Source organism: Mesorhizobium sp. P2_D6, from assembly GCF_056404315.1.
This window is the reverse complement of the sequence record NZ_JBFUEG010000011.1, coordinates 89,024-111,547: the sequence shown is the minus strand read 5'-3', so window position 1 is coordinate 111,547 and position 22,524 is coordinate 89,024. Positions and strand designations below refer to the sequence as shown.

Here is a 22,524-nt window from a genome sequence, read left to right as displayed (position 1 = left end):
ACTAAACATAACGCCGCGCGTCCAGTGGACACGCGGCGTTTTTGCCGTTTGACGTGGTCGATCAGTTCTTGAGCACGCCGCCGACCGCTACACCGGTGCCGAAGATCAGCGCCTTGGTCAGGAAATCATTGTTGTCTTGCGGCGGCGGACCTTCCTCGCGCACGACCTCGCGGTTGCGCCTTTTCTGCACGAACTGCTGTTGTGTGCGTGGCTTCTGGGCGTACTGCTTCTTGCGCGGTTTCTCCGCCACCGGCTTCAGCGTGCGGGCCTTCTGCACCACCTGTTTCTTCGGCTTGTCTACGCCGGCCTGGTCGGCCGCATGCTTGGCGCGCACGGCCTCCATCATCGGATCGGTCTGGATCTCCAGGAACGCCAGCTGCTCACGCGTCAGGAAAGTGGTCGGGGGCAGCCCGTTCTCCTCTTGCCAGTCGCCGATCGCTTGCCGGGTCTTGGCGCCGATGTTGCCGTCGACGCGGCCAAGCTCGTTGCCCAGCGCCTCGACGCGCAATTGCAGGTCGATGCGGCCCTGGCGATCGAGACCGATGGCGTTCTCAGTCTCCGCGGTGCCGAGCACTTTCTTCATGTCGTCCGAAACGCCGACCGAGGTGCGCACGGCAGATCCGGGATTCGCTTCGTCAGCATCAAGCGCGGCTACTTCCCGCTCCTGGGCTTTCGGATCCTTCAGCGCGTCGATGTTCAGCCGCGCCACCGTGGCGAAGCGGCCATTCGGGAACTGCTCGAGATAGGCTTCGTAGAATGGCGCGGTGTTGCGCTTCGAGGCCTCGTCCCACAGCCGCTGCTCGACTTCCCACGAGGGAGGTTCACCAACGACCAGGGCGGGATCGGCTGCTGCCGCGGCGCCGGCTGCGTCGGTGGCTGGCTTTGCCGCAGGCGCCGCTGCCACGACGGGCTTTCCAATGAAGACCTCGCGCCCCAGCGATGCGTTGTGCCATGGCCGCTGGCGGCCTTGGGTGGTCTCGGTCACTTCGCCGCGCACGCGCGTTAGCGCGCTCTGGATCTCAATACCAGGTTCGGTCAGGTGTCTGGCGAGTGCGGTGGAGTAGGGGCTGTTGACGCCGTTGCCGTCGAAGGCGATGGCGCCCGGATCCGTGGCATAGGCAATCAGGATGCCGCCTGTGCCGACACCTTCCGATTTTGCTTCGATCGGCGCCAGGCCGGAGCCCAGCGAGCGCGTCTTCGGCAGCGAGGCAGCCAGCGTCCTTGCCAGCGGATTGTCGCGGCAGGCATCGAGGATGATGACGCCGACCGCCGGGTCGGGCGGCAAGGCGGCCATGAAGTCGTCGATCTGGACGGTGCGGGTCTTGAGATAGGCCGGCGATGTCAGCTCGGCGTCGACCGGGATCAGGAAATTCTTGCCGTCGACCTGCATGCCGTGGCCGGCATAGAAAATGACGGCGAGGTCGGCATCGTAGGACTGCTCGGTGAACTTGCTGATCAGGCCGTGCATGCCGGCATTGTCCTGGTCGACGCCCTCGATCACCTCGAAGCCGGCATTGCGCAGCGTCGATGCGATGAGATGCGCGTCATTGGCCGGATTGGGCAGCTCGACGGCATGGACGTATTTGCTGTTGCCGATGACCAGCGCAACGCGTTTGGCGCCTGGTGCGCCGGCATCCGGCGCTGCAGCCTGGACGGTGCCAAGCGCGGTCAGCATTAACAGAAAAAATCCGCTCAAAAGGACGGCAAACGCTTTCATGGATCAGCCCTCCGCCCCACAGGGGCGCACTATGGATGTCTGCGCATGCTAAATTTCACCAGCGACACAGTCGCTTCTGCCAAAATGGCTCTTGGGCGTATGTGATCCCAACCACAGTTTTGGTTCACGACGGACCCAAAAAAGCTCTCTAAATGCCCGCTAATATACCATCCGCCGGCCTCAAAACCAATCGGCCTGGCGAAAACCGGGGCGGCTGCGCACTGAACTGCGGCTAGCCCGGCTCAAGGCTGTTCTGAAGCGAACCCACCAACGCCGTGATGGCCTGCTTGTATTTTTCGAACTCCGGCGATGTCTGGCGGACTTCCGTCGTTGTCGTCTGGCCTGCATCGGTCGTCGCGGGCGTGGGCAATTTGCGACCCATTTTCCGTTCCGCCCAGTCGACGACGTAGCTGGCGGTCTTGCCGGTGAGGAAAGGGTTGGCCTGGATGACCGCCGAGCCGAGTACCGCGCTCAACTGCGCCGATCCCGGCGACGCCAGCACCTGATGCGCCCCTTCCATGCCGAGGAAATGGCAGAGATAGAGTCGGCCGGCGGTGATCTGGTGACCGCGCGCCTTGAGATAGGCCTCGCCCTCTCGCGCCAGATTGCGCACCATCTCGCGCGAGATGGTGGCGTCGTAGCGCAGCGCGAGCAGGTCGGCGGTCGACAGCGAGCGCGCCAGTTCGGGACGATAGGTATTCATCATCCGGATCCAGGTCTTGGATATGAACTGGCCGGCGCCGGTTGCCGAAGACAGCGGGTTCTTCGCCCGCGCGCTGCCGCCCGATTCGACATGGACGATGCGGTCGGTCAGCGTTTCGACGGCGGGATCGCTGGATGTGGCGGCGATCGCGGCGGTCGCGGTGCCCAGCGGATCGATCGCCTGGCCGCCCTGATAGAGTTCGAAATGCAAATGCGGCCCGGTCGACAGGCCGGTGGTGCCGATATAGCCGATGATGTCGCCGGCCTTCACCTTGGTGCCGACACCGCTGGCGATGGCGAATTTCGACATATGCGCATAGCGCGTCTCGCGGCCGCCGGCATGCGCGATCTTGACCACATTGCCGTAACCGCCGCCGTCGCCCTGGAAGATGATCTCGCCATCGAAGGCGGCGGCGATCGGCGTGCCCACAGGTGCCGCCCAGTCGACGCCCTTGTGGATGCGGACCACGCCGAGGATCGGATGCTTGCGCGGCCCGAAGGTCGACGTCATGACGCCGCTGACCGGCGTCACCATGCCGTTGGCCACCGTCAGCGAGCGCACCTGATCGTCGCCCGAGACGCAGGAAAACTGGCCGTCGCTCTGCTGGAAAACGAAACAGTCGAGGCTCTTTTGCGCGCCCTGCACGCCGACATAGAGCACCCGTCCGTCGGTCTCGTTCTTGCCGCGCGGCGTCTGCGAATAGATCAGCACCAGGCGCTGGTCCTCGCTGGCGAAGGCGTCCAGATCCTGTCCGCGCGACAGATACATGATGGCTTCGCCGATGATGCCGCTCGGCACGTTGTTGCGCGCGGCCGTCGAATAGATCGCGTCGAGCAGGCGGTATTGCCGTTTCTGCGTACCTTCGGTCTCGGCACCCGAATAATTGAACAGATCCTCGCGCACCCAGGGGTCGACACCCGACACGAAGGCGCCGGCCGCGTTGCGCGTCAGTGTGCCGACAAAGACATTCTTGGCGTAGATCGAAACCTGCATCAGCGACATTGTCGTGGTCTCGCGCGTCGGCCTGAAGCCGCGCATCGCCACGACATAGCCGGGCTGCAGGCCGTCCTTGTCGAACAGCGCCTTCAGCGCTTCGCCGGCAAGCTTTGCGTCCTCGGCGGAAAAATGCGCATCGAGCGCGACGCTGTCCAGGCTACGGTCGTTGAGGATTTTCACGAACGTGTCCTCGGTCGCCTCGAAGCGCTGGTATTCCGAAGTGACGGTGGCGACGCTGGTATTGTTCTCGACCGCTGTCTTCTGAAAGGCGGGGAGTGCTGCTTCCCCTTCATCGATGGTCTCGCCCCAGCCGGCTTCGGGGTCATCGGCTGCCGCCGAGGCACCCGGAGCGGACTGCGGATCAGGAGCTGGGCCGGGAGCCGCAGGGGCTTCGTCCGCGCCGGGCGAGGGTTGAAGATCATTCTGCAGGTCATTCTGCGGATCGCTGGGTTCGGTCGGCGCAGCCGCGGTCTTTCGCTGTGCCTGGAAGAAGGCGAAATCCTCCTGCGTCGACGGGATCGTCGTCATGAATTTTTCGCTGGCGCTGAGCATCACGTCGGACAGGACTTCGATTTCCGGCGAGATGCCGGCCTGGTCGAGCTCCGCCGGGCGCGGCATCACGCGGCCCTTGGTTGCAGCGCCGGCCTCGGGCGCCAGCGTGATCCACATCGGGTCGCCGGCCAGATCGATGATGGCCGGCACATAGACCGATGCGTCGGCCGGCACGTCGTCCGAGCCTTCGACCGCGTGCAACTCCTCATCCTCGTCGCCAAACGACCAGTAGTCGGCGGTGAGGTAGAAGCCAGTGGTGATCGCGGCAAGGACGATTGTCGCCAGACCAACCGCCAGCCCGAGCCAGATCCTGCGTCTGCGCAGCGCGGCGCGCGCCTGCTTCTTTGCCTTGAAGCTGGTGTCGATGCTGTGCGTCACGGCGCGCTTCCGGTCAGGAAGAAGGTCCAGCGCACCTGTTCGAGCGTGTCGACTTCGAGAAACTTCGCGGCGATATGGCCGCGTTGCCAGCATTCAGTGATGCCGCGGATGGAGAACCGCCGCCGCTCGATGCACATCTCGGTGGAGCCTGCCAGGATGGCGTGGCCGAAGACATCCGTGGCGTAGATGTAGATGTAGCGGTTGGTCAGCTCCTCGCGGATGACGTTGATGCATTGATTGGCGCCGATGGTCCACCAGCCATCGGTCTGGTCGGCATCGTCGACCTTCTGGCCGACGGCGAGATTGACGACGTCGAGCGTCTGGTTGCAGACGGTGAATTCGGCGCGTGCTTGCCCAGTGGAAAGAAGCGCCAGCAAGAGCGTCGCAAGCGCAATCGCGGCAAGCTTCGCGCGCGCATTCAGGGCAAGCAGGACGGGATCACGGCGACGGCGTTGCATCGGCGTCCGTGCTACCCGCCGAGGCGGAAATATTTGGCGGTCGCCGAGAATTCCGAGCTCCTGGCGCCGATCTCGTCGAGAATCCTTGGCAACAGCACCGAGGCCGGCGTCGGCGTCGAGAAGTCCGCCGCCTTGATCTCGTTCGGACCGGTGATCACCATGATGATCTGCGGCAGGGCCTTGCCTGCCATCTTGTCGGCTGCGCCGAGCCCGATCGGGATCGAGAAGGTCGCCTTGTCGGCTTGTACGACAACCCGGTCGTCGAGGTTGAAGGCAATGCCCCTGTGGTCGATCAGGATCACGCTCGACACTAGCCCGCCATGTGTCACCAGCGTGCCGTCGATCGGCGAACCGTCCGGCACCGATGTCTGGTCGAGCACCAGCTGCGGTCTGTCAGCCGTGCTTGCCCCCATGAAACGCAGGAAGTCGGTGATCCCGCATTGCGTCGGCTGGATGAGGCGGACGCTGATGTCCGGCTCGACATGGAACTTCGCCTGGAACTCCCCGAGCAACTGTTCGAAGGGCGGCACCGACGTGCCGAAGCCTTCGATCGCGACACCCTTGTCGGTGGCCGATGTCACCGCCGCGTAGAAACAATCACCACCATTGAACGCGCTTACCCAGGTGACCCGCTCCGCGGCCGCAGCGGCCGGCGGCGGCACCTCCGGTTTGGGCACATTCATGGCAATGTCGGGCTCTGCCGGCTTGTCGGCCTTGGGCTCTGCGGTCGGTTTAGGCGCCTGCGTGTCGGGCTTGGGCGCCTGTGCGGTCGGCTCAGGTGTCTGCACCTCGGGCTCGGGCGCTTGAGTGGGCTGAGGCGTCGGCGCTAAGGGTCTAGGTGCCTCGGCCGTTGGTTCAGGTGTTTGCGTGGTCGGCTCTGTTGCCTTGGTCTCTACCGGCGGGCTGACGGGCTCGGGGTTCTTCGCGGCATCGGGCTGCGTCGGGTTGGAAGGCGGTTGAGACGCGATGGTCTTGTCGATTGGTTCGGCTGGCTGCGGCGCCGTAGTGCTCGACGCGACTGGCGGCGTCGGCTGCGGCGCGACCGGCGCTTTGGCCTGATCTTCGGCCGGAGTCTCTGCTGGTTGCGGCTTCGGCTCTTCCACCGGCGCAGCGTCCGGAGCGGGCTTGTCGGCGACGATCGGCTTGGTCAGCTCGGGTTGGAGCGGCGGTGTCTTGCCGGTGTCGGTGATCGGAGGCCGGTCTCCGAATCCCACGATACCCGAGGCATAGAGCCCCCCCAGCGATGCCACGACCACCGTCGCCAACGCCGCGATCGTCAGGTTTCGGCCTGTGGTGGCAGGCTTCGTCGGTGTGCTTGCTCGCCTGGGAATTTCAGCTGCCGGCTTCGGTTGCGACAGAAGCGCCGGGCGCACGTGCGGCACGAAGGATGGCCCTGCCGTGCCGCTTGCGGGGACCGCACTGAGCCCTTGTGTCTGCGAGCCCTCGACCTTCGAGACCGGCCCGGCGGTCTGCCCGGTTCGCGGCAGACCCGGCCGGGGCGCAAGCGAGGCTGGCGGCAAGGTGGCGTCGCTGTCATCACGCGTCAACCGGGCGATTTCGGCCATGCTGGCCGGTCGATCACTCGGGTCAGGCTGCAGCATCGCTTCGACGATGTCCCTGAAATCGGCATCGATGCCGGAGAGATCAGGCACGGTCCGCCGTTTTTCGACGATCTCATATTGCGAGCCGCCCATGTCGATCGGCTTGCCGAGCAGTGCCGCCGCCAGCACCAGCCCCAGGCTGTAGATGTCGGACTGTTCGCTGACCTCGCCGCCATAGAGCCCGAGCTGCTCTGGGGAGACATAGTTGTATTTTCCGGCGAACTTGCCGCCGATCAGCGTCTCGCCGCCGACCGTCGCCGATCGCGCAATGCCGAAATCGATGATCTTGGCGCGATCGACCCGGCCGCCCGGCAGGATGATGTTGTCGGGCGAAAGATCGCGGTGGATGGCGCCGGCCTGGTGCACTGCGCTCAAGCCCGATGCCAGCCGGTGGCACAGCTTGCGCACATCCTGCGTCGCCATCGCGCCGCCGCGCATGACGTCGTACAGCGACTGGCCGTCGACGAATTCCATCGCCAGATAGGGCCGCCCTATACCGGGATCGATGGTGAAGACGTGATAGCGCACGACAGCGTCATGCGACAAATGGTTGAGGATCGAGGCTTCCTTGCGAAACAGCGATAGGATCGTCTGGTCGCGGGCGAATTCCGGCAGCACGATCTTGATCGCGACGTGATCGCCGGTCTGGATGTTGTGGCCGCGATAGACTTCGCCCATGCCGCCCGAGGCGATGCGTTCGTCGAGTTCGTAGATCCCGCTGAGCTGCGTGCCGACGCTGGTATCCGCCATATTGGGCAACAGCCGCGTCTTGTCGTCGGAGCTCATCGGTCGTGGCCTCCTGCTTGGGACAGGCCATTGCCTTTGTCTCTGATCTTGACCAGCACGATGGTGACATTGTCGGTGCCGCCGCGCTCGAGAACCATAGAGAGCAGCTTTTCGCAAGCAGCCTGTGGCGCCGCCGACAGTGCTGCTGTCGCTATCTCGGCGTCGCTGACATGCGCCGTCAGGCCGTCCGTGCTCAGGATGAAAATGTCACCGGCCAGCGTCTCGCCTTGCTGGAAGTCGATGGCGATCTCGTCGTTGACGCCGATGGCGCGCGTGATGACGTTGCGGCGCGGCCAGTTCTCGGCTTCGGCGGCGCTGATTACGCCGCTGTCGAGAAGCTCCTGGACCTCCGTGTGGTCGCGCGAAATCTGCGAGATCGCGGCGTCGCGCACGAGATAGACCCGACTGTCGCCAGACCACAGGCAGGCAAACCTGCCGTCCATGGCCAGAAGTGCCGCAACTGTGGAGCCGATGGTCACGCCGCGTGACCGTGCGATCCGGCGGATCTCGGCATGGGCCCGGTTCAGCCGGTCCTCGAAACGCGCGCGCAGATCCGGTGCCGAACTGGCGATGCCGATCGTTGCCAGATGCTCGACGATGCTTGCCGAGGCCACTTCTCCGGCCTCATGCCCGCCCATGCCATCGGCAACCACCCAGAGGCCGATCTGCGGCTCAACCAGATAGCTGTCTTCATTGTGGTCGCGCACGCAGCCCTTGTGGCTCACGCCGTAGCTCTCAAAGGCGGCACCGCTCACTTGCCTACCCTCCGCAACGCCTTGGCTGACGTGCATGGCCAGTCTGCCACAGGCCTATCCATTAGAGTATCGAAATCTAAGCCGCCGATGACGGACGGTAGGATGCCGCTGCTGTCTCTGCGCCCCGCAACCGCCGATCCTGCCATACAATTTCCCATCAGAAAGCCTTTGGACAGCTGAAGGCGGAGAGCGCCGGCAGCGTGAACGGGTTGCCGTCCTCCCCGGTCTTGATCGTGTAGGCGACATCTCGTCCGCCGATGACAAAATGCGCTTCGAGACTGTCGCCATTGGCGGTGACCTGTCCCTTGTCCAGCAATCGTTTCAACGCCCAGGGACCGTCGAACTTGATTGCCGACTCGCGCCCCGGCAGCTCCGGCGTCAGGCTGAGACTTGCCGAGCCGGTCTTGCCCGGCCATGGGATCAGGCCCGGCGTGTTGCCGGCCTGGGTGGCCTGCAGCACCTGGCCATCGATGTTGAGCAGCGCCATGTCGGCATCGCCATGCAGCGACAGCGGCGTGAAGGTGATGTTGATCGACGGCACCGGCCCGCCAAGCGGAAAGAAAGCGGCGCGGATTTGTGCCGCAAGCTGGAAGTTCCTCAGCGTCGATTTCGCCAGATTGCGGCCGAACTTGGTGTCCTGTTTCCAGTCCCAGTCCTGGCCGCTCATGTCGACCAGCGACGCCAGGTTCTGCGCGAAGAACCGGTCGAGAACCCCGCCTGGAGAAAACAGCCTGGCAAAATCCGCCATCGCTACATCGTCGGTGCCGGCAGGGGCGAAGGGGAAGCGCCCGGCAATCACCTCTTCGCACGGACGGCCGACCGTCTCTTCCAGCATTTCATTGAGATGCGTGGTCGATGTTTCGGCGACAGTGCCCTCGAAATCATCCGCCGCCGCGCTCACCATCCTGGCCAGTGCCTTCGGCAGCCGCGAGGCATTGGCGCGCAGCGTTGATATCTGCAGCTGCAGATTGGCGTTGGCCTGGTCCGTCTGCGCGGGGACATCAGCTGCCAGCCGTACGCTTTGATAGATTTCGCGAAAGTTCTGGGTCAGGGCATCGAGCGGGCGCTGGCCGGGTGCGCCGGCCACCAAAGCCTGAACGGACCGGAACTGGGCTTCGATGTTGGCGCCCGGATCCTGGCTCTGCGTGCTCACAAAGGCGGTCCCGGCCCGGCTTTGCGATTTGCGCGCGGCAAGCTCGATACCGATGCGGGCGAGCCCCTTGGCGCGCGCGGCGGCTTCCTGATCGCTGTCTTGAGACGCAGCCGGATTGCGCTCCTGCGTCAAAGCCGTTTCGCGCGCGATCGCCTCGAACAGCAGCATGAGCGGCGAGCTCGGCGAGCCGGCCGCGGACAGCGCCAGATATTGCGGTTTGTCGGCGGCCATCGCCTTGAACTTCAACCTGTCGAGAACCTCGTTCCACGCCGCCGCAAAACCCTTGCCGTAGCGATCGAGAAGCTCGGGGCCGAGCTTGAGTAACTCCTGGTCGAAGCCGCCTTGCTCTCCGCCGCTGCCGATCACCCATTGATCGTCGACCAGCGCCTGCGCCACCTTGGCGAGCTGCGCCAGATAGAAATCGAAGCCGGCATGTGTGTAGAGACCGGGGACGCGAAGCGAGGCCAGGTCGTTGGCGTCATTGCGCTCGAACAGTACCGGCGCTTCTGGGCCGGCCTGCTGCGACACCGAAAAATCGTCCAGCGCCGCCGCATAGGTGGCCGACTGGATGAGCGCGGTGGCCCGGTCGGCAAGGCTCATGCGGCCGAGCGAGCGCTGGGCGGATTCGACCAGCGAACGGTTGAGCTCGAACGAGGGATCCTGGTCGTCGTCGAGTGCCAGCATGGCGCGCAGATGCTTCTCCAATTGCGCCCGCCCGTCGCGATTGTGGGCGCCGGGGTAGCGGTTCTTTTCCCAGTCCCGCTTAAGCCAGGTGACGACCAGTTCGTCGTCCACTTTCGGCGCCTTGCCGCCCAGCATCAGGTAGATCTTCAACGGCTCGTACAACGCCATCGGATCGGCCATCCTGGCCTCGATCGTGCGTTCGAGCTGGAACAGCAGGCGCGAGCGGAACATCCGCTCCAGCCCCTGCCGGTAGGCGGTCTCGGATGCGGACAGGATACGCTCACGCTGGCTGAGGCCGAATGTCGCCTTGGCCGGCGTCGGCTGGTCTTTTGCGTCATAGCCGGCCGGCAGGCTGCGCAGCGCATCGAGCGCACCTATGACGGTTTCGAGGTCGGCGTCCGACACCGTCGTGCTTGCGAGCAGCGGGGCTGCCGTCTCGCGATATTGACCGGCCGCCTGGCTGGTCGCGGCAATCAGCGATTTGTTGGTCGTAAAGCTCAGGCCGAGAACGCCAAGTCCGGCAGCCGCTATGGCCGCGATCGCCGCCAGACCGGCATAGCGGGCGATGGTCGCCCGCCTGTCGGCTGCCCTGTCATAGGAGACCCAGCCGGACTCCGCGAAAATCACGCGGCTCAACAGATCGTGCAGGAAGAAGCTTTTGCCGGTGCCGGAAAGATGCGCCTGGGCGTTCTTGCCGAAACTGCGGCCGATGCTGCCGAGCAGTTGGTCGATCGGTGTGCCTTCCTGGGTGCCGGAGGAGAAATAGAGACCGCGCAAGGGCGCGTTCAGCTGCTTGCGCGTCGGCTCAAAGACGCCGTCGAGGAAATGCACAATCCGGCCTTTCAGCGCACCGAGTTGCGCAGCGAAGTCGAAAATGGCGATACGGGCGACGGGATCGGTCTCCGCCTGCAGCCGCTCGCTCATCTCTTCGCTCAGGCGCTTCACCAGCGCGTCGAATTCGGCCGGCGCCTCGCCAACCATGTTCAGGCCGCGCTCCGCGGTCTGGAAGGTTGCGCCCCACACTTTGCGCCGGCGTGCTTCGTCGAAACCGCCGAAAGTCTCCATGAATCCGGAGACCAGGTCCGCCTTGGTGAACAGCACATAGACCGGGAAGCGGACTTTCAGGACCGCGTGGATTTCCTGCAATCGGCTGCGGATCTCGGCGACACGGGCCGTCTGCTCGCCGTCCGCCATCAGGTCGGCGAGACTGATCGCCAGGATGACGCCATTGATCGGCTGCCGCGTCCGATGCCGCTTGAGCAGTGACAGGAAGGCGAGCCAGCTTTTGCTGTCTGTCCCAGCATGCGAATCCTGCGTCGTGTAGCGCCCGGCCGTGTCGATCAGCACCGCCTCGTCGGTGAACCACCAGTCGCAATTGCGCGTGCCGCCGACGCCTGCCACAGGCTGCGCCTGGCCCGACCCGGCAAGCGGAAAGTTCAGCCCGGAATTGACCAGTGCGGTGGTCTTGCCGGCGCCCGGCGGGCCGATGACGATGTACCAGGGCACGTCGTAGAGGAAATTGCGCTTGCCGCTCGACTGCCTGAGCGTCGCAACCGCCTCGCTCATGCGGGCTTCCAGCACCTTTGCATCGCTGCCGTCATCCTCGGCGGCGGCCATGGCGGCTTCCAGCGCCTTCTGTGCCTTGCGCTTGCGCCAGAACCTGACTGCATAAATGACCACTGCCGTGCCTACGACAACGCCAATGATCACCGCCCGCAGCCAGACCGGGTCCAGCGGCCGGGCGCCGGCGAAGCGGATCAACGGGCCCGCGAACCAGACCGCGGCGGCAAAGCCGGCCAGCGCGAGCGTGCTGAAGATGCGCAGCAGCCAGCCGGTCACAATGTCTCCTCCCGCGGGATCATCACATCGACACGGCGGTTTTTGGCGCGGCCCTCCGGCGTTGCATTGTCGGCGATGGGCTCGTCCTCGCCCTTGCCCTCGACCTTTGTCCGCGTCGGATCGCTGAAATGCGCGGCGATCATCTTTTCGACCGACTGGGCGCGGGCGACGGAGAGGTCGAAATTCGACTTGAAGGCGCTCGTCTTCTTCGGTTTGACGTTGTCGGTGTGGCCGACGATCCGGATCGGCCCGCGCTCGGCATTGAGAGCCGCCGCAATGCTGACGGCCACGGGTTCGAATTCTGGTTTGACGTCGGCTCGTCCGGACTGGAACAGCAGTGCGTTGCTGATTTCCACGACGATGAAATCGCCCTTGGTGCCGACGCTGACGCCACCGGCTTCGATCTCCTTGCCCAGCGCGGCGCGGATGCGGTCGACCTGCGCAATCGCCGCTGGTGCTGCGACGACTTTCACCTCCTCGGTCAGCGGCACGAAACCGGCGCGCTCGATGGTGACCGGCGTCGCCGGATTGAGCGCCAGCAATTCGCCGGCAACGGCCTCGCCATCATTGGTGATGAGAACCCGCAGCGTGAAAAAGGCTGCTGTCAAAACCGCCGCCGTCGCGGCGGCGATGGCCCAGAGCGGAATTCGCCTGGAGCCTTGCGCTGACGTCAGCGACAGGCCTTGCCAGCGCGGCGAGATGTCGTCGTCACCGGGGACGCGGAAATAGGCCAGCGTTTCGTAGACGTCGCGGCGGACACGCTCCAGGCTCTCGCGCGCCTGGCCGCGATACTGGCCTTCGAAGCCAAGCGACAGGCAGACATGCATCAGCTCGATCAGATTGCGGTGAGGTTCCGGCGTCGCCAGCACTGTGTTCAGCGCCTGGAAGAAACCGGCGCCAGTGGGTTTGACCTGGAAGAAGCGTGACAGCATGGCGTGCTGTGCCCACATCTCCCTGCCGGAGCCGGGCAGGTTGGCGATGATATCGTCGGCGGTTTCGCAAAGCACATAGCTGGCGATGCGCGCATCCTCTTCCGAGGTATCGGTCCTGGCGATCTTGCGGTCGAACTCCTCGATCAGGCCGGCGACATGCGCAGCCAGCGGCTCAGCCTGTCTTTCGACGGCCACCAGCCGCAGGTGCCCAAGCAGCATCAGCAAGGGCGCCGCGGCAGCAACGATCGGGTTGGCCGTTCCATAGTCGACGCCGTCGCTGGCGCCGAGCAACACATCCCACGGCGTTTTCTCTGCCGTCCCAGCCGAACCATGAAACGACGGATCGACGGGCGCTGCGACGAAAGGCGCGCCTTGATAGATCACAGTCCCCGTGACGTCGGCCTGCGGTGGCGGCTGGCGGCCGGCGTTGGGATCGAAAACCGTCGATTCCGGGATGCTGGCAGGGGCGATCACGGTGCTGTCGGGCGCCGGCGCATCGCGGGCGAGAACGGTCTTTTGCTTGCGGCCGGGGTTGGCGCGGCTGGGGCGGATGACGGTCTTGCCGGCCGGATCGAAAGGATCGTCCTTCGAGCTCATCGCCGATCCCCGCCTCTACGCCCGCACGGCCAGGCGACGCATAGCGCTGCGCCCGCGCGAACGCAGACCGCAGGACGCTATCTCGCCGTGACATGACATTCGCCGCAGACCCCCGAGGTCGACCAACCGTACCCGCGTGCTCAATTGTCGTATGTGATCGTAGTCTCAGAAGGTTCCGATTGAAACCCGGCGCAATTTTGGTCGCCGGCCGGTCCCTTGATCGGCTTTACGGCAGGGAGGTCAGCTCTTGCCTGTCGGTTTCTGTTTGGCGGCCTTGGCATAGGCTTCGCTGAAATAGGTGAGGAATATGTCCAGGAGGCCGTTTTCGTGCGCTTCCTCCTTGGCCCGCCAGGTCGCGACCAGCGCGTCCCAGGCGCGCGTCTTTTTCGAGGCAAAGGAAGATGGCGGCAGTTTCTTGGCGATCGCCTCGGGCGACAAATCGTCGAGCAGCCGCGCCAGCGCCGCCTGCATCGCGGCGAAGGTGGCAAACTCATGCGTCTTGAGGTCGTGGAAGGCGTCTTCGATGCTGTGCCTGGCGTCGAGATAGCCGGCCCTGCGCCGCGCAAACATGATGTCGAGAATTTCGTCGGTCCCGGGCACGAACTTCAGCGGGTTGTTGTCGGCGGCGTTGATCATCGTGCGATCGCTGGTCTTGGCCAGGACTTTCGCCGCGGCGCGCGCCTTCAACAGCAGCACCAGCTCGTCGACGACGATCCGCAATACGGCGCCGATCTCGCCTGCCACCTCATTCGGCTGGCGCAGCAGAAGCACTTCCGGCGGGATTCCGGCGCCGGCGGCAATCGCGCGCAGGATCTCGTCGGCTTGCTGTGGCCGGCTGGAGACCGAAGCCGGTGGCGCGGTCGGTGACCGTGGCGCTGCGACATGGTCCGGAAAGGATCCGGCGACCGGCATCTGCCGTTGCGTTGAGCCATGGCCACCGAAGGCCGCGTTCCCGTCATCGATCGATACCGACACGATATAGCGCCCGATCCTGAGCCGATCGCCTTGCGCAAGCCGGTGCGGGCCAGCCAGGCGCTGGCTCGAGCCGTTGACGAAGGTGCCGTTGCGAGAGACGTCGTAGAGAAAGTAAGCGCCGCCTTCATAACGGATTTCGCAGTGCCGTCCGGAGATGAATTTGTCCGGATCGGGCAAGGTCCAGGCGCAGTGCTCGCGCCCGATCTCGAAGCTGCGGTCGCGCGATGCGTAACCGGGCGGCAGCCCGGCAGGCAGGACATCGACATTGCTGATCTGCAGACTGATGAACATGCAATATGGCCTGTCGACCGCCGGCGTTCCCATTGATCCGATGCGACAGTCTAGCAGTTTGCGGGCACAGCGGGAGAGCGGCGTTTCACACTGGCGAAAGCGGCGCAAACACTGCTTGTCCTCTTTGGTCTGCCACGGAACCTGTGGTAGGCTCAACATGGCCTGGGATGGCAAGTTGCGAAATGTCCCTGAACGTGAGGTCGTTAACACAAGAAGGGCTTCGAACCTGCCACACTAGGGTCCAGGAGGGGCACGACCCATGCCGAGTGAACAACGCGCCGCACTTGTGCAGACGCCGGTCGGCGCCGAGCTGTTGACCTTCACGCATCTCGTCGGCCGCGACGAGATCAGCCGCTGTCTTGCCTACACCGTGGGATTTGTCAGCACCAATGCGGATATCGATCCGCTGAAGATGCTGGGCGGCGTTGTCTCGATCGAAGGCGAGTCCGATCCCAAGCGCTGGTTCAGCGGCCTCATCGCCGAGTTTCGCCTCACCCGCATCGAAGACCGGTTGGCCTATTACGAGGCGGTCGTCAGGCCGTGGCTGTGGTTCCTCGGCAACACCACCGACTGCCGCATTTTCCAGGACAAGACCGCCGTCGAGATCGTCGAGGAGATTTTCTCCAAGTATGGCGGCATCGCCAAATTCGAAAAGCGCCTGCAGGGATCCTATCCGCCGCGCGAATATTGCGTGCAATACGATGAGAGCGACCTCGATTTCGTGCAGCGGCTGCTCGAGCACGAAGGCATAATGTACTTCTTCGAGCACGCCGAGGGCGAGCACAAACTGATCCTGGCCGACGCCATGAGCAAGCTGAAGCCAGCGCCGGGTTATGAGACGGTGCTGTATCAGTTCGAAGGGCAGGGCTCGCGCCGCGACGTCGAATACATCACCGAATGGATCCCAGGCAGCGCGGTGCGCCCGGGCGCCTATGCCCACACCGACTATGACTTCGAGAAGCCTGCCGCCGACCTGATGGCGAAGTCGGCGCAGCCCTTCGGCCACAAGCAGGCCGCCGGAGAGAACTATCGCCATCCCGGCGCGCATCTGGAAGTCGGCCGCGGCGACAGCCTGGCGGCGATCAGGCGCGAGGAAATCCAGGCGCCGCATATGCGCATTGCCGCCGTCGGCACCGTGCGCGGCCTGTTCTCCGGCTGCACCTTCAAGCTCGACGGCTTTCCGCGCGACGACCAGAACAAGGAGTATCTGGTGGTCAGCGCCGAATACCGGCTGTTCGATCCGGGCTACCGCGCCGGCGTCGACACCGACGGCGAGAATTTCAAGGTCGTGCTCGGCGTGGCGCCGACTTCAGTCGCCTATCGGCCACCTCGGATCACGGCGCGGCCGATCATGCGCGGGCCGCAGACGGCGACGGTCGTCGGTCCGTCCGGCGAGGAGATCTTCACCGACAAATATGCTAGGGTGAAGGTGCAGTTCCACTGGGACCGCCTGGGCAAGAAGGACCAGAAGAGCTCTTGCTTCGTGCGCGTGTCGCAGACCTGGGCCGGCAGCGGCTGGGGCTTCATCCAGATCCCGCGCATCGGCCAGGAAGTGATTGTCGATTTCATCGAAGGCAATCCGGATCTGCCGATCATCACCGGCAGGGTCTACAACGCCTCGCAGATGCCGCCCTACGGGCTGCCCAGCAACGCCACGCAGTCGGGCTGGAAGTCCAACTCGTCGAAGGGCGGTGGCGGCTACAACGAGCTGATGTTCGAGGACAAGGCCGGCTCGGAGCTTGTCAATTTCCAGGCGCAGAAGGACCACCACCTTCTGATCAAGAACGACCGCAACAAGACGGTGCAGCATGACCAATCGGACCGCATCGACCACGACGCCAAGCACTCCGTCGGCCACAACCTCGACGAGGACGTCGGCAACAACAAGACGGTCAAGGTCGGCGTCGACCAGACCACCAATATCGGGTCGAACGACACCGAGACGGTGGGCAAGAACCGCTCACTGACGGTGGGGGTCGATGAGACGATCAACATCGGCTCGAACTCGACGGAGACGATCGGCGCCAATCACACGCAGACCGTGGCGATCGTCCAGACGATCACGGTCGGCGCCGCGCGTGTGGATTCAGTGGGCGCGGCAGAAACCCGAAGCGTTGGCGCCGTCCAGACGAATCAGATCGGCGCATCGCGCTCGATGACGGTGGGGGCCGGACAGACGCACACGATAGGTGCGACGGACAGCTGGATAATTGGCGCCGCCCAGAGCGTGAAGGTCGCCGCGGACCAAAGTTTCGCTGTCGGTGGTGCGCAGTCGTCGCAGATCGGCAAAGCCAGGTCGGCAAAAATCGCCGCTGACGACGCGACCGATGTCGGAGGCGCACATGCGCTCAAGGTCGGCAAGGGCAGCGGCATTCAGGTTGCAGAAGACAGTTCGATCAAGGTCGGCAAGAAGCTGATGATCGATGCCGGCGACGAGATTACCCTCAAATGCGGCGACGCCTCGATCAACATGAAAAAGGATGGCACGATTTCCATCAAGGGCAAGGATATCCGCATCCAAGGCAGCGGCAATGTCCAGGTCAAAGCTGACGGCGACGTCAAGATCAAGGGTAGCAATGTCTTCAACAACTGAAATGACTGGACGCGACGAATCGGTCGAACGCATCGACGGGGTCGTCATCGGGCTGTTGATCGGCTTCGAGGATGCCGCGCCGCTGGTGGTGTTCGTCGGCAATCCCGGCGAGACGGCACTCAGGGCCCGCAGCCTGGCGAGGCTCGACTCCTCGTCAGTAGGCGCGGAGGTGGCGTTGCTTTTCGAAGGCGGCGATCCAGGCCGCCCTCTGGTCGTCGGACGCATCGTGGAACCGACACATACAACCGAACAAGTGCAGGTGGTTCGCGACGGCGAAACGGTGACGCTGAACGCCAAGGAGCGCATCGAGCTGCGTTGCGGCCTGGCCTCCATCATTCTGGAAAAGAACGGCCGCATCTCGATCCGAGGCAGTCAGTTGAGCAGCCAGGCAAGCGGCGTGAACCGTGTGCGGGGTGCAGCTGTTCACCTCAACTGAGAAGTCCATGCAGCGGATTGCGACGATCCCGGCGATTATCGAGCAGCATGTGGAGGATGCAGCGTTCCTGTGGCACCGTCGTGCGCGGGAGATCGACGGCCCAGTGATGGGTGCCTTCGACATCGGCCGCATTGACCAGCGGCTCGACGCCAATCTCGACGGGCTGTTCGCGGCCGGCCAGGCGGCGTGGGACCTCGCGTCGGCACGCTTTGCCGACTACCAGGAGCCGCCCGAACTGTTTCTGTTGGGGGCTCTGGCGTTCGAATGGCAATCCGCGCCCGCCATCAAGTTTGCCCTTGAGAGCGCGGGGCCGCTCGGGAAGCGCGGGCTATCGGCGCTGTCCGGCGCGGTTGCGCGCAGCTCGCCGGACAGGTTGAAGCCGTTCGTTGCGCGCTGGCTGGATTCGGCAGTGGCATTGGAGCGTGCGTTGGGGGTCGGCTCGCTGCATCACCACGGGGTCAATCCCGGGCCTAGGCTCAAGGAGTTGCTGACCGACCGCGATACCGAAGTGCGCCGCAGGGCGCTGAAGCTTGCGGGTGCGCGACGGCGTCGGGATTTGATCGCGGAAGTTGTGGTATGCCTGGAGGCGCGTGGTGCAGAGGAACGGCTGGAGGCAGCGGTAGCGGCCTGCCTGCTGGGCGAGACGCGGCTGGCGCAACCCGTGCTCGACAAGATGTTGATCGGCTACCCAGAGCTTGCGGGAGCCGTCATGGAAATCCGGCTGCTCACCACGCCGTCGATTGCGGCGCGCAAGTGGTGGCAGCAATTGGTATCCTCCGCAGCAACGCGGGAGGCGGCAGTGGCGGCGAGCGGACTGCTGGGTGACATGGCGATCATGCCCTGGCTGATCGAGAAGATGCGGTCGCCGGAACTCGCTTATGCGGCGGGGCTCGCGCTGCGCGACCTGATCGAGATTGACTTTAACGACACCGACGTGTTCGTCACGGACCCGGCCAAGCTCGGGCCGGAGTTCGAGACTATAGGGGCGACGCCGCTGCCCTCCGCTTCGCAGGCCCAAACTTGGTGGGACAATGGGCGAGGCCCGACGAGGCTCGACAAATTCCAGTCGATGCGGCGGCTGAAACTGGACGCCATGAGGGGTGCGCTTGCCAATGCGGAGATCGCGCTGACCAACTGGCGCCGTTCACGCCCGATTCCGGCGTGGATGTGAATATCCGTCCAGGTGCGCAGGGAGATGCGATTAGGCGCCGACGACCTCGCTCACAAGCGCGGCGGCGCGCATGCCGGCTTCCGATGTGGCTTCGCACATGGCCACACGGCCGGGGGCATAGGCCTTGGCGAAGCTGTCAGCGGCAATGAGTAGTGTCAACGCGCCGGCACCGGCGCCGATGTCGCCCATCGTCATCGCGGGATAGGCCATGGGAAAGGTCTCGCGGCGCGTCCGGTAGAAGCGCGCACGCCCGATCAAGGCTTCCCAGGCGCTATACCGTTCGCCATTGTCGTTGCTAACAATGAATTTGATGTCAGACTCAGTTGGGCCCTTGCCCTCGATCGCGGCACGGCAGGCCGCCACCAATGCCCTGCCCTGGCTGTGGTTTTCCGACAGCACGGAGTTTTCCTCCAACGCAGCGCCGACGCCGTGAATGGCGCATTGGGCGGGCAAATTCCGACCGGGCGAACGGCGCAGGCAGACGACGGCGGCGCCTTCGCCCGGTACAAGGCCTTGCGCATTATCCTTGGCCTTCAGCCGGTTGGCGGCCATAAGACGGGCGATATCCTTGTCGTTTACCAGGCTGTCAACGCCACCCAGCAGAACCTGCTCTACTCCCGGCGTTGCGAGAAGGTCCGCCGCCTGATCCAGCAGCCCGATGCAGGCCGCCGCGCCCCCGTCGACCACGCGCGAGGTGGGATGGAAACTTTCGCCCAGCTTGTCTTGCAGGCCGGCGAGAAAATCGCTAGCCGGCATCTCCGAGAAGGCCAGATGTTCCCGGAATGCCTCCGGCGTGACCAACAGCAGAGCGCTGGTACCAGCGGCAACGCCGCCCTTTTCGAGCGCCTCGCCCACCGCGCGCGCCGCCATGCTGGTCAGCCAGGTATTCTCCGTGTGGCGCAGTGAATAATGCGAGGGGATGCGGGAGACGGTCTGAAACCGGCCGAAGGGGTCGGCGAGGATGTGCTGCTCGTAGGCCGAGAGGCTGGCGCGGATTGCCGCCAATGTCTGGCGTGCATTCAAGCCCGCGGGCGTCACGGCGCCGCCGCCCATGACGTAGATGGGCGCCCTCAGGCCAGCCATGTCGCCCTCTCAGCGATAACGCCGCTGCCGCCGCGCGGGTTCAGATAGACCTTGCGCTTGCGTCGCGCGAGGAGGAAGGCCGGCGTCACATGGCCGAAGACAATCTCCCTGAGCGCTGGCGTGTTGCGCCTGGTGACCGAAGACAAGCGCGACTTGAGCGTGACGCGGCGTAGATCCGGCTCGATGACAACCGTGTCGATGCGGAAGGGACTATCCTCAATCCGGTCGTCGTAAAGAAGGCGGATCGGCGCCACGACACGCGGCAGGCGGAAGTTCCACCGGTCATCCGGCGTCATGCCGATGACGCTGACCTCTTCGCCTTCATTCAGCTGCTGCAACTGCTGATCGGCGGGCGCGCAGAGATTGTGGCGTGGATCGAAATCCCTTGGCGGAAGAGGCCACTGATTGTCGATCCAAGCCTGATCGTAGGTGCCCGCTAACGGCAACCTTGGATGCCAGCCGCGGCCAACTATTCCAAACCCCGCCGGCCTTGGCTGATCAGATGGGCTACGGAAAGGCTCATTCGCATAGGTGACATTGGGTGCATGCGTCTTCACGGCCTTATCCGCGGAGCGGGCATGATGGAAACCGACGCCGAGCGGATTACGCAGATCGGTCCTGCCGTTGTCGTCGGTACCCCCGTAAGCGCGCTCGTAGATGATCGGCATCCTGGCGAAGGGATGTGGCTGGCTATAGCCGCCCGCATCATAGAAGCGATCGCCGGTCACGTTCAGCACCTTGCGGATGCTGGCGAGCTTCAACCCGACCTGCATTTCATGCACGCGCCCCTCGCGCGGCGCGTGTGCTTGGCCGTTCATGATAATGTCGATCCCCGGCTTGGTCCACGCGATCTCCCCTTCATAACGCGTTGACGAGCAGGCAGGGTCGCCGAATGGCACGTCGCCGAAGCTTATCGGCAGTTGCTCCACCGCCGGCTGAAACTGCGTCGCATCCTTTGACATATCGAAGCTGGCCGAGAAAACGGCGAGGAACACCTCGCTGCCATCGGCATTCGTCTGGACAAAGGTACCAGCGACGAACGGCGTGCGATTCTCGATCCAGACAGCGAACGTCATGGATCAGCACCAGGCTCCGTTTTCGTCCTGGCCGATCGGCCAGTAGGGCATGCAGGCGATCAGCTTTGCCAGGTCAGTCTCGCCAGTATCGATCAACCATTGCAGCAGGAAGGTCTCGGCCGCGACCCCTTCGGCTTCTCCGGCCGTGACGTTCACCGCGACGCATTTCAGCCAGTAGCGACGCACGACCCAGACAACGTGCGGATTGGAGGCCGCCCCAGCCACGCGATCGTTGAAGGCTTCTTCCAGCGCCTTTTCACGGCTGCCGTGTCGCTCTTCCTCCGTGTCGATGATGCCTGCCCACCATGACGTCGCTATGTCGTAGGCGTGCTTGAGGTCTGCCAAATACTCGCCAAATAAGGTCTGGTGCGTGGCGCTTGCTTCGTCGAACCCGCGGGCCACCCGTATGTCCCCAGGCGGAGCGACATAGCGCGGCTGCGTCAGCAGGCGACGCGTGCCGAGATCGTTGCTGTAAAGCGTGATCAGCGGAGCCATCAGACCACCTCCTCTTTCTCGTCGAGCGCGATCGGTAGAAAGCAGATGCCTTCCGTGACGTCTGTGAGATCAGGCGCGAATGACGGAAGGTCGAAAAGAAGGACGTTGGCTGGACGCACAGAGCCCATTTCCTCGCCCATGCTGTCGATGCCCCATTTCTCGACCGGCTCCTCTTCCGGCATGGATTGTTCGCGATCCACGGCGTCAATCTCTAGATAATATTTGCGGAAGATCGCCAGCACCCGCGGGTGCCCGGCCAGGCCGGTCGGCCAACGCTTCCAGACCACTTCGCCCTCGTCAGCTTCCATCTTGTCCCACCACGCCTGCAACGTAGGCAACACCCCGCGAAGTTCTTCGATGTAGCGGTCACGGATATCGGCAATGTTGGTCATTTGTGCGTCCCTCACAGCGCTGCTGCGCTACCGTTAAAGTTCTTTGCGTATTTGCGGGCCCTCGAGCCTTGGCTGTTGGAGCACTTGTTGCAGTGGGGCATGACCGACTCAGGCGTGTCGAAATACTTCTGAAAATCTTCCAGCCCCATGTGGCAACCACCCATGTGCCAAGCCAGAACCTGCGGCGGCTGATGGTCATGGGTCATGTACGGCTTGTCTTTCAACGGCTTGTCGGGCCCTGTCGGCTCTACCTTCCCCGGTTCTGAGGCTTTCCAAGTGGTGTTGCTCGTTCCGCTGTCCTGTTTGCACTGCCAACATTCTTTGCCGTTCACCTTGTCCCGCTGGGCAGCCGTTCGCTTTTCGGTCCGCTCAAACTTCGGGTTGGCTGGACATGGACCCAGAACATAATTGTCCATCAGGTACGCGAGGAATGCGTTAAACGCGGCGACATTGACGCAATTGGGCGGCGGGTCGCTTGCGGTGTTTTGGTCCATCATGTCGCCATGACGGTCGACGCCCTTGCCTTCCGCCTTTACCGTGAACGACCACAGCTTGAAGACGCCCTTCCCCTTGATCTTATGGGTTATGACTCCCGCGCCTAGGCCTTGGGTGGCCGGCTCGTTGCCTGTGCTGGTCGCGATTTCCGACGCATTCTCGATTGCTGTCGGCTCGCCATCGATCTTGACGCTCTTGGTGCCCTTGGTCAGATCGGACGATGACAGCATATTGACGTAGGGCACCGGAACCGGGCCAGCGGGCGGGGATGGCGGCGAGAGACAGACATCGCCGGGCGCGATGCCTTGGCCGTTGCTGCCCTTGTGGAAAAAGCCCATCTTCTCGGCATAGACGCTGAGACCCATG

General features: G+C 64.0%; 16 protein-coding genes. 3 read left to right on the top strand and 13 right to left on the bottom strand.

Annotated features, from left to right (window positions below; genetic code table 11):
• Positions 1–61: 61 nt before the first annotated feature.
• The 8 genes from AC1D1L_RS22595 to tagH all read right to left on the bottom strand — a co-directional run bounded on the left by AC1D1L_RS22595 (position 62) and on the right by tagH (position 14,417).
• Positions 62–1,675 (bottom strand): caspase family protein, encoded by a 1,614-nt coding sequence (locus tag AC1D1L_RS22595; protein WP_477343666.1) that lies wholly within the window; start codon positions 1,673–1,675, stop codon positions 62–64.
• A 274-nt stretch (positions 1,676–1,949) separates the two neighbouring features.
• Positions 1,950–4,346, bottom strand: a complete 2,397-nt coding sequence (locus tag AC1D1L_RS22590) for a M23 family metallopeptidase (protein WP_477343665.1) — start codon at positions 4,344–4,346, stop codon at positions 1,950–1,952.
• Positions 4,343–4,804 carry a DUF1036 domain-containing protein gene (locus AC1D1L_RS22585; RefSeq protein WP_477343664.1) on the bottom strand — a complete coding sequence of 154 codons (462 nt, stop codon included), beginning with the start codon at positions 4,802–4,804 and terminating at the stop codon, positions 4,343–4,345. Before AC1D1L_RS22585 ends, AC1D1L_RS22590 begins: the two co-directional genes overlap by 4 nt.
• 11 nt (positions 4,805–4,815) lie before the next feature.
• Positions 4,816–7,191, bottom strand: coding sequence for a serine/threonine-protein kinase (locus AC1D1L_RS22580; RefSeq protein WP_477343663.1), 2,376 nt, complete (start codon positions 7,189–7,191; stop codon positions 4,816–4,818).
• The gene (locus tag AC1D1L_RS22575; RefSeq protein WP_477343662.1) at positions 7,188–7,946 is read right to left on the bottom strand and encodes a PP2C family protein-serine/threonine phosphatase; all 759 of its coding nucleotides are present in this window, start codon (positions 7,944–7,946) and stop codon (positions 7,188–7,190) included. Before AC1D1L_RS22575 ends, AC1D1L_RS22580 begins: the two co-directional genes overlap by 4 nt.
• 157 nt (positions 7,947–8,103) lie before the next feature.
• The gene (gene tssM / locus AC1D1L_RS22570) at positions 8,104–11,622 is read right to left on the bottom strand and encodes a type VI secretion system membrane subunit TssM (protein WP_477343661.1); all 3,519 of its coding nucleotides are present in this window, start codon (positions 11,620–11,622) and stop codon (positions 8,104–8,106) included.
• Complete coding sequence (gene tssL, locus AC1D1L_RS22565; protein WP_477343659.1) at positions 11,619–13,151, bottom strand: type VI secretion system protein TssL, long form; 1,533 nt, start codon at positions 13,149–13,151, stop codon at positions 11,619–11,621. The genes tssM and tssL overlap by 4 nt, the downstream gene beginning before the upstream one ends.
• A gap of 240 nt (positions 13,152–13,391) precedes the next feature.
• Complete coding sequence (gene tagH / locus AC1D1L_RS22560) at positions 13,392–14,417, bottom strand: type VI secretion system-associated FHA domain protein TagH (protein ID WP_352589079.1); 1,026 nt, start codon at positions 14,415–14,417, stop codon at positions 13,392–13,394.
• 259 nt (positions 14,418–14,676) lie between these two features.
• Between tagH and AC1D1L_RS22555 the strand changes: the two genes are divergently transcribed.
• From AC1D1L_RS22555 to AC1D1L_RS22545, 3 genes are read left to right on the top strand one after another with little or no spacing between them, the layout of a single operon-like run.
• Positions 14,677–17,010: a type VI secretion system Vgr family protein gene (locus tag AC1D1L_RS22555; RefSeq protein ID WP_477343658.1), complete on the top strand. Its 2,334-nt coding sequence runs from the start codon at positions 14,677–14,679 to the stop codon at positions 17,008–17,010.
• 1 nt (position 17,011) lies between these two features.
• Positions 17,012–17,446, top strand: a complete 435-nt coding sequence (locus AC1D1L_RS22550) for a DUF6484 domain-containing protein (protein ID WP_477343657.1) — start codon at positions 17,012–17,014, stop codon at positions 17,444–17,446.
• Positions 17,447–17,453: 7 nt separating this feature from the next.
• Entirely contained in the window at positions 17,454–18,617 is a 1,164-nt protein-coding gene (locus AC1D1L_RS22545) for a hypothetical protein (RefSeq protein WP_477343656.1), read from the top strand.
• 30 nt (positions 18,618–18,647) lie between these two features.
• On the opposite strand, the gene AC1D1L_RS22540 is transcribed toward AC1D1L_RS22545, so the two are convergent.
• The 5 genes from AC1D1L_RS22540 to AC1D1L_RS22520 are packed head-to-tail and all read right to left on the bottom strand — an operon-like array spanning position 18,648 to position 22,523.
• Complete coding sequence (locus tag AC1D1L_RS22540; protein ID WP_477343655.1) at positions 18,648–19,700, bottom strand: hypothetical protein; 1,053 nt, start codon at positions 19,698–19,700, stop codon at positions 18,648–18,650.
• Positions 19,688–20,776, bottom strand: a complete 1,089-nt coding sequence (locus AC1D1L_RS22535) for a DUF2169 family type VI secretion system accessory protein (protein WP_477343654.1) — start codon at positions 20,774–20,776, stop codon at positions 19,688–19,690. The genes AC1D1L_RS22540 and AC1D1L_RS22535 overlap by 13 nt, the downstream gene beginning before the upstream one ends.
• Positions 20,777–20,779: 3 nt before the next feature.
• Positions 20,780–21,271 carry a hypothetical protein gene (locus AC1D1L_RS22530; protein WP_477343653.1) on the bottom strand — a complete coding sequence of 164 codons (492 nt, stop codon included), beginning with the start codon at positions 21,269–21,271 and terminating at the stop codon, positions 20,780–20,782.
• Complete coding sequence (locus AC1D1L_RS22525) at positions 21,271–21,663, bottom strand: hypothetical protein (protein ID WP_477343652.1); 393 nt, start codon at positions 21,661–21,663, stop codon at positions 21,271–21,273. The genes AC1D1L_RS22530 and AC1D1L_RS22525 overlap by 1 nt, the downstream gene beginning before the upstream one ends.
• A gap of 11 nt (positions 21,664–21,674) precedes the next feature.
• Positions 21,675–22,523 (bottom strand): DUF4150 domain-containing protein, encoded by an 849-nt coding sequence (locus AC1D1L_RS22520; protein WP_477343651.1) that lies wholly within the window; start codon positions 22,521–22,523, stop codon positions 21,675–21,677.
• Position 22,524: the final 1 nt, after the last annotated feature.